Here is a 14,079-nt window from a genome sequence, read left to right as displayed (position 1 = left end):
AGAGCATTAATTTGGTGGTAAAAACCCCATTTTACCCATTTGATAATCTCGCATAGCTTCTAACAATTCGGTTTGCGAATTCATAACATAAGGTCCATAAGTTGCTACGGTTTCATTAATAGGTTCTCCAGAGAGAAACAATAATTTACTATCGGTTTCTGCTTCTATTGAAAATCCGTCGCCATCTTGATTAAACTCTAACAGTTGATTTTTGTCGAGTTCTAAAATTTCCGAAGTATTAATAATCACTTTTCCGTGTAATAAATACAACATGCCTTGATGAGAACTATCAAAATTTATGGTTTGCTTTCCTCCTGCTCGAGCATCAATCATAAATGCATTAACAGGTGTTTGCGTTGCTATTTTTCCGTAGTTATTATTAAACTCGCCAGCTACAATTTTGGTCTCAACTTTTTTGTCTTCGGAAACGATCATATTGAACTCTTCGCTTTTTGCATGTTGATAATTTGCCTGCATCATCTTTTTCTCTGCTGGTAAATTCAACCATAACTGAATCCCTTCTATCGTACCCCCTTTTTTCACAAACTCCTTGGTTGGCTTTTCAGCATGAATGATGCCTCGTCCAGCAGTCGTCCATTGCACATCACCTGCTTTTACGACGCTTTCATGACCCAAAGAATCGCGATGTAATTGTTCACCTTGAACTAAAAAAGTCACAGGTTCAAAACCTCTATGTGGATGTGGACCTAAATCAAACGGATTGTGCTCTTCACTAATTTCGTAAGGTCCATAATGATGTAATAACACAAATGGATCTATCATTTCTATATGTTGTGTTGGAAATGGCTGACGCAATCTTATTGGTCCCATATTGACGAAATGGCTTCGTCCTGCTCTTTTTATTGTATTTGTTTTCATGTGTCTTTACTTATTATTTGTTATGTCACATGGAACATCTATTTAAAATTTGATGACAGTAACTAAATTTTTAGATATAGATGTTTCATTTAAAATTCTTTCATTGCATTAGTTTCCATGGAAACTATTTGATTAAAAAAATACGCTTGTTTTTATCTTTAGAGAAATCTCTAATTACACAAAAATTTACTTAACGCATTTTATCTAAAAGATTACTTAACTGCTCTGCTTCTTGTTCATTCAAGTTTTTAAGCAATTCTTTATTGATATTATTTGGTATGGATTCTAGTAATGCTATTCCCTCTTTAGTAATCGCTATTTTGACAACGCGTCTATCATGTTCTGATGGTAAACGCTCTATACAATTTTTAGCACATAATTTATCCATTAATCGTGTAGCGTTTGGTGAACGTTCTAACATTCTATCTTTTATAGTTTGAACGTTCAATGGCTCTCCTGCTCCTCTTAAAATTCTAAGAATATTGTACTGTTGCGGTGAAATACCAAAGTCTTTAAAAAACTCATTTTGATAGCTCGTAATCCAATTTGCTGTATAAATAATATTGAGCATTGCTTTTACTCTATTATTTTCAAACTTAGAATTGATATCTTTTGCTAAATCTCCCATATTTATATGTGAACTATTATTAAATATTTCTTTGATAATAACTTACTTCTAGGCTATTAAATCGTCATACTTTGTTGACTCTTTAAATACTTTGTCTACATAAGGACATGATGGGATTGCTTTTAGTTGATGCGCTCTCATGAATTCAGCAGATTTATCAATAAGTAGTAATCCAAGATCTCTGCCTCTGTAAGATTTATCAATTAATGTATGATTAATGTCAATAGTATTTTCATCTACAAATACATAAGTCATTTCTCCAATTTCCTTTCCGTTATCTTCTAAATAGAATTTACCTTTATTCTTTAATTCGTTATGTTTTACTTCCATGACTATAAGCTATTTTCAAATTGTTTAACTTCTTCTAGTAGTTGATCATTCAATTCTGGGTTATTTATTTTTTCTTCGGAAAAGTTATCATTAAACGATGGTAAAGAAAATTGTCCAACGATATTCGCATCGTGTCTAGGAAAACGATCTGTTGCCATCCCTAAAACAGATTGACCTCCTCTTACTCCTGGTGAAGTAGCCATTAGCAACATTGGTTTACCTAGGAAAGTTTTCTGCTCAGCTCTAGATAACCAATCAAATAGGTTTTTAAATACTGTTGCATATGCTCCATTGTGTTCTGCTAGAGATATTATTAATCCGTCTGAAGATTTTATATGCTCTAAAAATTTGTTTGCGTTATCTGGAATACCATGTTCAATTTCATAATCAATTCCGTAGACAGGCAACTCAAAATCATTTAGATCCAAAACAGTGATATCTGCGTTTTCTAATAAAGTTGTTGCATATATAGCTAATTGCTTATTAATTGATCTTTTACTGTTACTTCCTGCGAATGCTAAAACTTTCTTCATGTCTATTACTTATTAATTCTTTTATAAAAAATATACGATACTCCTAATAATACTAATGCTATCAAAGCTCCTGTTTGTTCGCCATCACCAATCATATAATGTGCAAAAAACGCAAGTATGAAAGCAAAAAAGAATGCTGAGTAGGCCCACTCTTTAAGCGTTTTAAAGTTTGGCAACCAAAGCGCTACTAATCCTAATAGCTTAGCAACAGCGTATGGATATATTATGTAAGTTGGATACCCAAAATTTGTAAACATTGCTGATACATCATCATGTTTAAAAAAATACATGCTTACAGAAAACAACATCAACAATGTCAATAATCCTGTAGCTACGTAATAAATAATTTTATCTCTTTTCATATTAAATTGGTTTTTAATTACTACAAATATACAATAAAATAATTATATATCCCTAGGAAACTATTTCCATGTAATTAATTTTAACAAAATATTCGCTTTTAAATCCGTTGTTGGTTTCGTAAATTCGTGGGAAATAAAACACACTATGGATTTAAACTTCAATAAAAACGAAGATCATAATAAATTACTTCTTTCTGACCTTAAAAAGCGTTTCGCCCAAGTAAAGCTAGGTGGTGGAGAAAAACGTATTGAGAAGCACCATGCTAAAGGCAAAATGACTGCGAGAGAACGTGTTAATTACCTTTTAGATTCAAAAAAACCATCCATAGAAATTGGTGCTTTTGCTGGTGATGGCATGTATGAAGAACATGGTGGTTGTCCATCTGGTGGAGTTGTTGTAAAAATGGGATACGTTAAAGGCAAGCAATGTCTCGTTGTTGCTAATGATGCTACAGTAAAAGCTGGAGCATGGTTTCCTATTACAGGAAAAAAGAACCTACGTGCTCAAGAAATTGCTATTGAAAACCGATTACCGATCATATATTTAGTGGATTCTGCAGGTGTGTATTTACCAATGCAAGATGAAATATTCCCAGATAAAGAACATTTTGGTCGCATATTTAGAAATAATGCAGTGATGAGCAGTATGGGTATTACACAAATTGCTGCAGTGATGGGAAGTTGTGTTGCAGGTGGTGCTTATTTACCAATTATGAGTGACGAAGCTCTTATTGTAGATAAAACCGGAAGTATTTTTCTTGCTGGTAGTTATTTAGTGAAAGCTGCCATTGGAGAAACAATTGATAATGAAACTTTAGGAGGAGCAACTACACATTGCGAAATTTCTGGTGTTACAGATTATAAAGCTAAAGACGATAAGGATGCGTTGGAAACTATTCAACGTTTAATGGATAAAATTGGAGATTATGATAAGGCTGGATTTAATAAAGCAGCTTCTAAAAAACCAAAAGAGAATCCTGATGATATCTTCGGAATTTTACCAAAATCACGTGCAGAACAATACGACATGAAAGAGATTATCAAACGCTTAGTTGATAATAGTGAGTTTGATGAATATAAAAAAGATTACGGAAAAACAATCATCACAGCATATGCTCGTATTGATGGTTGGGCAGTTGGTATTGTTGCCAATCAACGTAAACTCGTAAAAAATGCAAAAGGTGAAATGCAGTTTGGTGGTGTAATTTATAATGATAGTGCTGATAAAGCGACGCGTTTTATTGCAAACTGTAATCAGAAAAAAATTCCACTAGTGTTTTTACAAGATGTCACTGGTTTTATGGTTGGAAGTAAATCTGAACATGGTGGTATCATTAAAGATGGTGCTAAAATGGTAAATGCTGTGAGTAATTCTGTAGTACCAAAATTTACTATTATCCTCGGAAATAGTTATGGTGCAGGAAATTACGCTATGTGTGGAAAAGCTTACGATCCCAGATTAATAGTCGCTTGGCCAAGTGCTGAATTAGCGGTAATGAGCGGAAACTCTGCTGCCAAAGTTTTACTTCAAATAGAAAAAGCATCACTTCTTAAAAAGGGTGAGAAAATCACTGAGGAGAAAGAAAAAGAAATGTTTGATAAAATTAAAAATAGATACGATAACCAAGTATCTCCTTATTATGCTGCATCTCGTATTTGGACAGATGCAGTAATTAATCCTCTTGATACAAGAACTTGGATTAGTATGGGAATAGAAGCTGCAAACCACGCTCCTATTGAAAAACCTTTTAACATGGGAGTTTTACAGGTTTAGTATGTCAAAACAAAAAACTACCTCACCAGCATATATCATCATCCTACTCATTTTAGCTGGTGAGGCAGTTTTTATATTACCATTTGTTTTACAACGTATTTTTAGACCCACATTTCTAGAAGTTTTTGCCATTAATAATGTACAAATAGGAAGTTGTTTTTCAGTGTATGGAACGGTTGCTTTTTTCTCCTATTTCTTTGGAGGACCATTAGCAGACAAATTTAAACCGCATATATTAATGTCTGTCGCTTTAATGCTCACTGCATGTGGCGGATTTTATCTTGCCACCTACCCTTCTCTCACAAACCTTCATATTTTGTATGGATTTTGGGGTTTCACAACTATTTTTCTCTTTTGGGCTGCAATGATTAAAGCCACGAGAATTTGGGGAGGAAAAGATAAACAAGGTATTGCTTTTGGATTTTTAGATGGTGGTCGTGGTTTAGTTGCTGCTCTTTTTGGATCAGTAGGTTTGATAATATTTTCCTTATTTATTACAAAGGACATTGAATTAACATCACTTTTAGAACGTCAAGAGGCTTTTAAACAAGTGATTATTTATACCTCTGTTGCTATTTGTATAGTAAGTGTTTTGGTTTTCTTTTTCTTGAAACGTCTCAATTCTTCCGAAGAAAATATAACCATATCTAAATCCAATTTAACTTTTGCTGACTTTAAAATTGTTATGAAAATACCGTCGGTTTGGTTATTGATGATTATTATTCTTTGTGCTTATTACGCCTATAAAATGACCGATGTTTTTAGTTTATATGCTAAAGATGTCATGGGATATGATGATATTGAATCTGCAAAAGTGGGTACTTACCTTTTATATATGCGACCAATAATTGGCGTTATTATTGGTTTACTTGCAGATCGTACAAGAGCATCATTATGGATAGTCATAGGATTCTTTCTCATGCTCATTACAAGTGGTATTTTTGCCAGCGGAATAATTGATGATAGTTCTACTCTATTTTTTATCCTCTCAATTGGAACAATGGCAATTGGTGTTTATTCTGCAAGAGTACTTTATTTTGCAACCTTAGAAGAAAGTAAAATCCCGATAGCGTTAACGGGAACTGCTGTTGGTTTTATTTCTATTATTGGCTACACTCCAGATATTTTTGCAGGACCTTTAATGGGTTATTTTTTAGATGCTCATCCTGGAGCATTAGGCTTACAATATACTTTTGGAGTCATGTCAATTTTTGCAGGCGTTGGACTGGTTGCTGCTTACATCCTTTATCGCTTACCAAAAGCTAAAACTCTCAAATAACTAAGATTTAATTTTCGCAAGTGTTTGCTTACGTTGAATCTTACCAGTCTCTGTCATCACAAATTGTGGTACTGCGTAGGTTTTCTTCGGAATTTCAAGTTTTCCTAATCCATCAAAGACATCTTTATCTAAAGTAGCATCATCTGCCTCAACAACCAAAATGAGTTGCTCTCCTAAAGTTTCGTTAGGCTCAGAAGCCACAAAGAATTGTTGTTTTATTTTGCCTTTTAATTGCTCTTCTATTTGCTCTGGGAATAATTTTAATCCGCCAGAATTAATAACATTATCAATACGACCAAGCCATTCAAAAGTAGTATCTGAGTAGAGTTTTACTATATCATTAGTTACCACTTTTTTTGAAGCTACTTTTGGAGCATCAATAACCAAACAACCTCTATCATCTTGCGAAATTGTAACATCTGGCAAAATTTCAAAATGTGGTTTTTTTTGATTGTTATTTAAAGGTTTTAAAGCGATATGCGTTGCAGTTTCTGTCATACCATAGGTAGCAAACACTTTTGTTTCTAAATTTTGTGTAGATTCAATAAGATGTTTTGACACTGCAGAACCTCCTACAATCAGAATATCAACATTATGCAAATAACTTAACGTAGACTTTAATTGTATTGGCAACATGGCACAAAAACGATACTTTTTGTCGTAATCAAATATAGGTTGTGATGTTGGCTCAACAAGATCTACTTCTAGTCCTAAAATCATAGCACGAATTAACATCATTTTACCAGCAATGTATTGTGTTGGCAAACAATGTAATGAAGAATCTCCAGGCTCCAATCCTAAATAATTACCAGTAGCAATACAAGAGTTAACCATGGCTTGCTTACTCAATTTTATTTTTTTAGGTTTTCCTGTAGAACCAGAGGTTTGTGCTAAAACAAAATCTTTTTCATCTAACCAATCTAACAAGAAATCTCCAGTGATTTGCTCATAAGGCTCACCTTCTTTTATCAAGCTATAAGCTACTTCTTTTAGATCCTCATGGTCATAATTATTTCCGTTGAGTTTAAATTTTAAATGAACTTTATCAAATGTTGGTGTCATAATATTTCAGCTTAATACAAATATTTAATCAATAATTTTATAGTCATCTTGTGGTGGAACTTCAATTTTACCAAACAATTTTTCTTTCCAATTAGTCCATTTAAAAACTTTGGCGAAAATTAATAGTAAGATTGGATACATTATAAAGACAGGAAGTATCACATCCATAAGTTCATATTTAGGACTTGAAACATCCTTTAAAATAGAATGGGTTTGAAACACTGTCCAATCTGCAGTCACCAATAGGGCTGTAAACAAATTATTTGCAGCATGAAAGCCCAAAGCAAGCTCTATACCTTCATCCATTAAAGTCATAATCCCTAAGAAAACACCAGTACCTATATAATGAATTAATAAAATATATCCCAGTTTATCAATCTCAGGATTTGCAATATGCAATAATCCAAAAATAGCAGATGTAATCAATAAAGGTGTCCAGTTTCTTTGGCATACGTCTCTAAGTTTATTAAAACTTTTAGATTCAAATCCGTTATTTACTTTTATAATCTGAAATATGACAACTCCAACACTAATCACAATCAATAACAACCCAAAATTCATTACATAACTAATAGAATATTTAATATTTAATATGATAAACATTGGGATCGTAATCAACGAAATCAAGAACGCAAAAGGGAAATATTGCTCAACAGTTGCTGCACCAAATCCTTGCATTAAATAGCCTCTAAACAAATACTCTTCTAAACTTGTTTGTATTGGTACTAAAGCAATAGCAATAATTGCTAGAATAATAAAGCGTTGCATTTCAAAATTATAAACATAACTCTCTGGTGCTAAATAGAAAAAATCGACTAATACTAATCCAGAAGATACAATTCCCCAAAAGAAAAAAGCAAACCAAATTCGTTTCCAATCTAACTTTGATCTAGACGTGGCAACCGTTATCATTTTTTGTTTATGAATAAATTTCACAGCAATGTATAAGCCAATAAAAGCGACTGCAAAAGAGAGCAAAGCCAAAAACAAAAATACGTTAGAATCTAAAATAGTGTACATCGTTGATTCGTTAAGCCCATTTATATCAGTGCCATCACTAATCATTTTTATAACCACTGCTCCCAATAACGGAAATTGGCCAACAAGCGCTGCAGCAAAAACCACTATAGATCCTACTAAATATTTCCAAAAATCATGTTCTACTTTAAAAGCTTGTGCAATAAATTTGTTCATTCTTATTTTAGTTTAATATCGAGAAACGACGTGTTCCAATCTCTATTATTTTCGTGCTGCAATGTACCATTTTTTACAATTAATGGCGAATCAAAATTATTAGAAAATAAACTACCTGTACCCAAACCTTGAGGCAATTTATTGTTAAGCGTAAAAGTCCATTGCGCAATAGCATTAAGTCCAATATTACTTTCTAGAGCGCTTGTAATCCACCATTTTATTTGTTGCTCTTCTGCTAATTTTATCCACGATTCGCTACCTCCAAATCCACCAACTAAGGTTGGTTTTAAAATGATGTATTGCGGATTAATAATAGATAGCATCTCTTTCTTTTTTTCTTCGGAAAATATGCCAATCAACTCCTCGTCTAAAGCAATTGGTAAAGGTGTGCTTTCACACAATTTCGCCATCTCATTCCATTGACCTTGTTTTATGGGTTGTTCTATAGAATGCAAATCAAAATCTGATAAACATTTTAATTTCTCTAAAGCTTCCTGTGGCGAAAATGCACCATTTGCATCTACTCGAAGTTCTATATCTTTTGCTGAAAATTCCTGTCTAATGGATTTGAGGAGTTCAATTTCCGAAGAAAAATCTATGGCTCCTATTTTTAGTTTTATACATGAGAATCCAGCGTTTAATTTGTCTTTGATTTGCTGTTTCATGAAGGTCTTGTCACCCATCCAAATTAATCCGTTAATTGGAATTGGTTTTTGGTTTTGAGTGAATTCCGAAGGAAACAAATTAAAACCATCTTCACTTTCTAAAGATTTAAAAGCCATCTCTACACCTATTTGAATGCTCGGGAACTCAATAAGCTCGCTGACCAAATTTTCTAAACCTAAGTTGATGTTGTCACAAGTAAATTGGAGTTTATCCTCATAATCTGGTCTATCATCAATACTGAGACCTTTAAACATACCACATTCTCCTATACCTGTTTTACCATTTTTTTCTAATATGATAAACCACGTGTCTTTGGTTTTAAGAATACCTCTGGAAGTTCCGCTTGGGTTTTTGAAATGTAGTTTGTAGTGTTTGTATGTTGCTTTTATCATTATAACAAAAATAAGAAATCTGTGTGCATAAATTACGTTTGATTGAGTTAGAAGTTATGATGAAAACTTAATTTACTTTTTACGATAAGTGTCCTTAGGCCAAAAAAGTCTGCTTCATTATAATGAAGGTAATAGTTTAACAATTTTGTACTTTAGCTAAAAGTAAAACTAGCACATGCAAGACCCAAACTTTCCTAATATTATCTTATTTGCCATTCCTGTTTTTATCATAGCGATGTTATTAGAATTGTATGTAACAGTAAAACAAGGCATTAAAACTTACGAAACTAAAGATGCAGTCTCTTCTATTGCAATGGGATTAGGTAACGTATTTCTTGGCTTTTTTAGTAAAGCATTAGTGCTATTGGCATTTTTTTACATTTATGAACATTTTAGATTGTTTACCATCCCAATTACTTGGTGGAGTTTTGTTTTAATATTCTTTGCAGATGATCTTGCCTATTATTGGTTTCATCGCACATCTCATGAGTGTCGTTTATTTTGGGCTTCTCACGTTGTGCATCACTCCTCTCAACATTATAATTTAAGTACAGCGTTGAGACAAACATGGTCTGGCGGATTTTACTCCTTCATATTTTGGCTTTGGTTGCCACTTTTAGGTTTTCATCCAGGAATGATTTTATTACAAATGTCAATAAGTTTGCTTTATCAATTTTGGATTCATACTGAAGCCATCGATAAACTCCCAAAATGGTTTGAAGCGGTTTTTAACACACCTTCGCATCATCGTGTGCACCATGGAAGCAACCCTTTATATTTAGATAGAAATCACGCAGGAATTTTAATTATTTGGGATAAACTCTTCGGTACATTTCAACCTGAATTAAAAGATGAAAAAGTAGTTTACGGACTGGTAAAAAACATCGATACCTATAACCCAATTACTATTGCTTTTATTGAATGGGTACAAATGTTTAAAGATGCTTTTTCTGGTCGGAAATCGTTAAAACACAGATTACTTTATCTGATTAAACCTCCTGGTTGGAGACATGATGGCACTGGACAGCTTTCGGATGATTTAAGGAAGGAATGGACAGATTTATTAAGAAATGAGCAGTTTTCAGTTAAAAAAAACAAAAATGAAGCTTAACAATAAAATCATTTGGATTACTGGTGCTTCCAGCGGAATTGGAAAAAGTTTAGCAATTGCATTATCAAAATACGATTGTAAATTAATCTTGTCTGCTAGAAGAACTTCAGAACTTGAAAAGGTTAAAGAACTATGTAATAATCCAGATTTGGTGTATGTATTACCTCTAGATTTAGCAGAAACTGATGCCATGCAAGAGATTGCAAAGGAAGCTATTTCAGCATTTGGAACTATTGATATACTGGTGAATAATGGTGGTATTAGTCAGCGTTCTCCAATTATAGAAACCTCTATAGCTGTAGATCGTAAACTTATGGAAGTTGATTATTTAGGAACCGTTGCTATCTCTAAAGCATTGCTACCTCATTTTGTTGCCAACCAATCTGGTCATTATGTTGTCGTGTCTAGTTTAATGGGAAAGTTTAGTTCTCATTATCGCTCTGCCTATTGTGGTGCAAAACATGCCTTGCATGGATTTTTTGATGCGTTGCGTTTAGAACATGACAAAGACCATGTGAAAGTAACTTTTATATGTCCTGGTTTTGTAAATACCAATGTGGCAAGAAATGCTTTAACTGCAGATGGTAGCAAACAAGACTATCAAGATGAGATGACAGAAAACGGATTAGATGTTGATGTCTTCGTCAAAAAAATGATTACAGCCATTCGTAAAGAAAAGTATGAAGCTTATATTGGTAATTTTGAACGTTTTGGTGTGTTATTAAAACGCTTGTCACCAAGATTGGTTCATAAATTTGTGTTGCGTAGTAAGGTGAGGTAGGTTTTTTGTTTGTGAGTAAAGATCACAGAAGATGTTTAGCAAAATAATCTCCTAATTTTTTAGTCACAAATATTTTATTCAAATTGACTATAATAAATAATTACATACCATGTTATTACTCCTGTTAAAAAAAATAAATGAACAAAAAGAGCACCTATATTATACTCTTTATGTTTATTCATATCTATACTAATCAGGTTCATAAGTATCAAGAAAAACGCAATTAATGCTATCAAAAAGAGAAATATATAATTCAAACCAATAAAATGTCTTGGTTGTTCTAATGTCACAGATAAAACCATAAAGACTACCACACAAATACTATAATAGATTAGTGTATGTATTAATCCTTTTTTTCTTTTCATTAGTTTTTAGTCAAATTGAAGTCAATCTACAACTCAATACTCTCACCAATCTCTAACAGCATTAAATCTTTATCCTTGTCAAAGAATTTTCGTTTTGCTTCTTCGTGGTCAATTTCTATATAACCAAAGGTGTCAAAATGGTAACCCAATACTTTATCACACTCCACAAAATCACTTGCTAAAATGGCTTCATCAATTCCCATCGTGAAATTATCTCCTATTGGGAGAATAGCTAAATCTAACTTTGTGAATAATGGGATGAGTTTCATATCCATTGTTAAAGCGGTATCTCCTGCGATGTATATATTTTTATGTTCGCCTTCTATGATGAAACCTCCTGGTTGACCACCATAACTACCATCTGGAAAGGATGAGGTGTGAATGGCATTGACGTATTTTACATTTCCGAATTCAAAATCCCATTGTCCGCCATGATTCATCGGGTGATTTTCTAAACCTAATTTATCAAAGTGTGTTGCAATTTCAAAATTAGAAACAATAACTGCTCCTGTGCGTTTGGCAATGGCTTCTACATCTAGAATATGATCTTGATGCGCGTGAGTCACCAAAATATAATCTGCTTTAAGCGTTTCTATATCTATATGAGCAGCTTTTGGATTTCCTGAAATAAAAGGATCTACTAAAATATTAACATCTTCAATTTTGATTCCTAAACTTGCGTGACCGTAAAATGTAATTTGCATTGGTGATAAATTTAATAAGATTAATTACCTGACCCGAAAATACAAAAAAAACTCAGACAGATTTGAAGAAATTGTCTGAGTTTTTAAGCCCCAAATTTTATTGTTGACACCTCATAAACAAGGTGTCTACCTACAAAATTTCTATAGTAAATATAAGGATTAATTCTCTGATAACCAAATATCTATGTTAAATAAATCATAAAATATACCCAATACCTAAAAGGATTGAAAATAGAAATGTGGTTAAAGCCAATACTTTTAATTGTGGATCGAAGTCTCTTGGGTCTTTAGCTTTTCTAACTTTATTAATATGAATAGATAATGGAATAAAAGCTATGTAGAATAAGAAATTCCAAAAGTTAGAAAAGTATAAAAGTGAAAATACAATAGATACAACAATAGCTAAAAAAATAAGTGTCAAGTGATAAGTCTTAGCTTTATCTTTACCTAACTTGACTGCAAGCGTTTCTTTTCCTGATAATTTATCAGATTCTATATCTCTCATATTATTGAGATTTAAAACTCCCATGCTTAAAAAACCTAATGAAATTGCAGGTAACCAAACATGGTGATCTAAATGTTTTGTGTAAAGAAAGTAAGTCCCAACGACGCTTAAAATTCCGAAGAAAATAAAAACAAATACATCTCCTAAACCTCTATAACCATAGGGAGAACTCCCTACTGTGTAGTTTATAGCTGCATACACCGAAAATCCAGACAACAAGAAAAATAATATTGTATAGAGAAGATATTTACTTCCAAATGATACAAATATGAGTCCAACAGTGAGCACAATAACAATGAGCACGTTGATTTTAATAGCATCAAACATTTTTGTTGGAGTAATTGCTCCACTTTGAATAGCACGCTCTGGTCCTATTCGATTTTCGTTATCTGTACCTCTTATACCGTCTCCATAGTCATTAGCAAGATTTGAAAGAATCTGTAATGCTATAGTTAAAAGAATAGCGCAAGTCATTATAAGTCCGTCAAATTTGCCATTGTAATATGCAAAGCAAGACCCAATAATAATTCCAGATACCGAAAGTGGCAAGGTGCGCAATCTAAAAGCGGAAAGCCAAGGCTTTATTTTTTTAATCATGAAACAACGCTATAATTAAGGAATCCACTTTTTGTCAAAGTTAGGCTTACGTTTTTCTAAAAACGCGTCACGACCTTCTTTAGCTTCATCTGTCATATATGCTAAACGAGTTGCTTCTCCTGCAAATACTTGCTGACCAACCATCCCATCATCTGTCAAATTCATAGCGAATTTTAGCATTTTTATTGATGTTGGTGATTTTTCTAAAATTTCTTGAGCCCATTCATAGGCTGTATCTTCTAAATCATCATGAGGAATCACAGCATTGACCATTCCCATATCATAGGCTTCTTGAGCAGAGTAATTTCTTCCGAGGAAAAAAATCTCACGAGCGCGTTTTTGTCCGACCATTTTAGCCAAATAAGCAGATCCATATCCACCATCAAAACTTGTCACATCTGCATCTGTTTGTTTAAAAATAGCATGCTCTTTGCTCGCTAAGGTTAAATCACAAACTACATGAAGACTGTGTCCTCCTCCTACTGCCCAACCTGGAACCACTGCAATAACAGCTTTTGGCATGAAACGAATTAAACGTTGAACCTCAAGAATATTGAGACGATGATAACCATCTTCTCCAACATAACCTTGATGACCTCTTGCTTTTTGATCACCTCCAGAGCAAAAACTCCAAATCCCATCTTTTGTTGATGGACCTTCGGCAGATAAAAGTACAACACCAATATTTACATCTTCTCCTGCATCGTAAAAAGCATCGTAAAGTTCTTTTGTTGTTTTAGGTCGAAATGCATTTCTAATATCTGGACGATTAAACGCTATTCTGGCAACACCATTGCGTTTTTTATAGGTAATGTCTTCATAGGTTTTTGCGGTAACCCATTCGGTTTGACTCATAATTATTAATATTTAATACAAAAATACTGCTTTAAAAATAATACTTCAATCAAAAAACATCT

15 protein-coding genes are annotated in these 14,079 nt (G+C 33.1%); 4 read left to right on the top strand and 11 right to left on the bottom strand.

All coding sequences use genetic code 11. From position 1 onward, the window contains the following. Positions 1 to 6: 6 nt before the first annotated feature. The 5 genes from IM744_RS04610 to IM744_RS04590 all read right to left on the bottom strand — a co-directional run bounded on the left by IM744_RS04610 (position 7) and on the right by IM744_RS04590 (position 2,732). Positions 7 to 879, bottom strand: a complete 873-nt coding sequence (locus IM744_RS04610) for a pirin family protein (RefSeq protein ID WP_194506931.1) — start codon at positions 877 to 879, stop codon at positions 7 to 9. 190 nt (positions 880 to 1,069) lie between these two features. After that, positions 1,070 to 1,507: a MarR family winged helix-turn-helix transcriptional regulator gene (locus IM744_RS04605; protein ID WP_194506930.1), complete on the bottom strand. Its 438-nt coding sequence runs from the start codon at positions 1,505 to 1,507 to the stop codon at positions 1,070 to 1,072. Between the two features lie 48 nt (positions 1,508 to 1,555). After that, complete coding sequence (locus IM744_RS04600) at positions 1,556 to 1,837, bottom strand: GNAT family N-acetyltransferase (protein WP_194506929.1); 282 nt, start codon at positions 1,835 to 1,837, stop codon at positions 1,556 to 1,558. A 2-nt stretch (positions 1,838 to 1,839) separates the two neighbouring features. Next, a complete protein-coding gene (locus IM744_RS04595) occupies positions 1,840 to 2,370 on the bottom strand; it encodes an NADPH-dependent FMN reductase (protein WP_194506928.1) in 531 nt (176 codons plus the stop codon). Positions 2,371 to 2,375: 5 nt separating this feature from the next. Beyond that, positions 2,376 to 2,732 carry a DoxX family protein gene (locus tag IM744_RS04590; protein ID WP_194506927.1) on the bottom strand — a complete coding sequence of 119 codons (357 nt, stop codon included), beginning with the start codon at positions 2,730 to 2,732 and terminating at the stop codon, positions 2,376 to 2,378. Between the two features lie 145 nt (positions 2,733 to 2,877). On the opposite strand from IM744_RS04590, the gene IM744_RS04585 reads away from it, so the two are divergent. Together IM744_RS04585 and IM744_RS04580 are read left to right on the top strand one after the other, a co-directional pair. Next, the gene (locus tag IM744_RS04585) at positions 2,878 to 4,506 is read left to right on the top strand and encodes an acyl-CoA carboxylase subunit beta (RefSeq protein WP_194506926.1); all 1,629 of its coding nucleotides are present in this window, start codon (positions 2,878 to 2,880) and stop codon (positions 4,504 to 4,506) included. 1 nt (position 4,507) lies between these two features. Next, positions 4,508 to 5,785: an MFS transporter gene (locus tag IM744_RS04580; protein WP_194506925.1), complete on the top strand. Its 1,278-nt coding sequence runs from the start codon at positions 4,508 to 4,510 to the stop codon at positions 5,783 to 5,785. Here IM744_RS04580 and IM744_RS04575 read toward each other — a convergent pair whose 3' ends face one another. Genes IM744_RS04575 through IM744_RS04565 form a run of 3 tightly spaced genes read right to left on the bottom strand, consistent with a single transcriptional unit; the run spans position 5,786 to position 9,099 of the window. Continuing rightward, on the bottom strand, positions 5,786 to 6,847 hold the full coding sequence (locus tag IM744_RS04575; RefSeq protein ID WP_194506924.1) for an AMP-binding protein: 1,062 nt from the start codon (positions 6,845 to 6,847) through the stop codon (positions 5,786 to 5,788). A gap of 24 nt (positions 6,848 to 6,871) precedes the next feature. Next, positions 6,872 to 8,041, bottom strand: coding sequence for a CPBP family glutamic-type intramembrane protease (locus IM744_RS04570; RefSeq protein WP_194506923.1), 1,170 nt, complete (start codon positions 8,039 to 8,041; stop codon positions 6,872 to 6,874). 2 nt (positions 8,042 to 8,043) lie between these two features. Beyond that, complete coding sequence (locus tag IM744_RS04565; RefSeq protein WP_194506922.1) at positions 8,044 to 9,099, bottom strand: o-succinylbenzoate synthase; 1,056 nt, start codon at positions 9,097 to 9,099, stop codon at positions 8,044 to 8,046. A 175-nt stretch (positions 9,100 to 9,274) separates the two neighbouring features. Between IM744_RS04565 and IM744_RS04560 the strand changes: the two genes are divergently transcribed. Both IM744_RS04560 and IM744_RS04555 read left to right on the top strand, forming a co-directional pair. Further along, positions 9,275 to 10,210, top strand: a complete 936-nt coding sequence (locus IM744_RS04560) for a sterol desaturase family protein (RefSeq protein ID WP_194506921.1) — start codon at positions 9,275 to 9,277, stop codon at positions 10,208 to 10,210. Then, positions 10,200 to 10,991: an SDR family oxidoreductase gene (locus IM744_RS04555; protein ID WP_194506920.1), complete on the top strand. Its 792-nt coding sequence runs from the start codon at positions 10,200 to 10,202 to the stop codon at positions 10,989 to 10,991. Before IM744_RS04560 ends, IM744_RS04555 begins: the two co-directional genes overlap by 11 nt. 391 nt (positions 10,992 to 11,382) lie before the next feature. Here the strand turns inward: IM744_RS04555 and IM744_RS04550 are convergent, their stop codons facing one another. From IM744_RS04550 to IM744_RS04540, 3 genes are all read right to left on the bottom strand, one after another. After that, positions 11,383 to 12,060, bottom strand: a complete 678-nt coding sequence (locus IM744_RS04550; RefSeq protein ID WP_194506919.1) for a metal-dependent hydrolase — start codon at positions 12,058 to 12,060, stop codon at positions 11,383 to 11,385. Between the two features lie 196 nt (positions 12,061 to 12,256). Continuing rightward, positions 12,257 to 13,162, bottom strand: coding sequence for a 1,4-dihydroxy-2-naphthoate octaprenyltransferase (menA, locus tag IM744_RS04545; RefSeq protein ID WP_194506918.1), 906 nt, complete (start codon positions 13,160 to 13,162; stop codon positions 12,257 to 12,259). Between the two features lie 15 nt (positions 13,163 to 13,177). After that, entirely contained in the window at positions 13,178 to 14,017 is an 840-nt protein-coding gene (locus IM744_RS04540) for a 1,4-dihydroxy-2-naphthoyl-CoA synthase (protein WP_194506917.1), read from the bottom strand. Positions 14,018 to 14,079 lie beyond the last annotated feature (62 nt).

The organism is Psychroserpens luteus (assembly GCF_015319355.1).
Classification (GTDB): domain Bacteria; phylum Bacteroidota; class Bacteroidia; order Flavobacteriales; family Flavobacteriaceae; genus Psychroserpens; species Psychroserpens luteus.
This window is presented reverse-complemented; position numbering and strand designations above follow the sequence as displayed.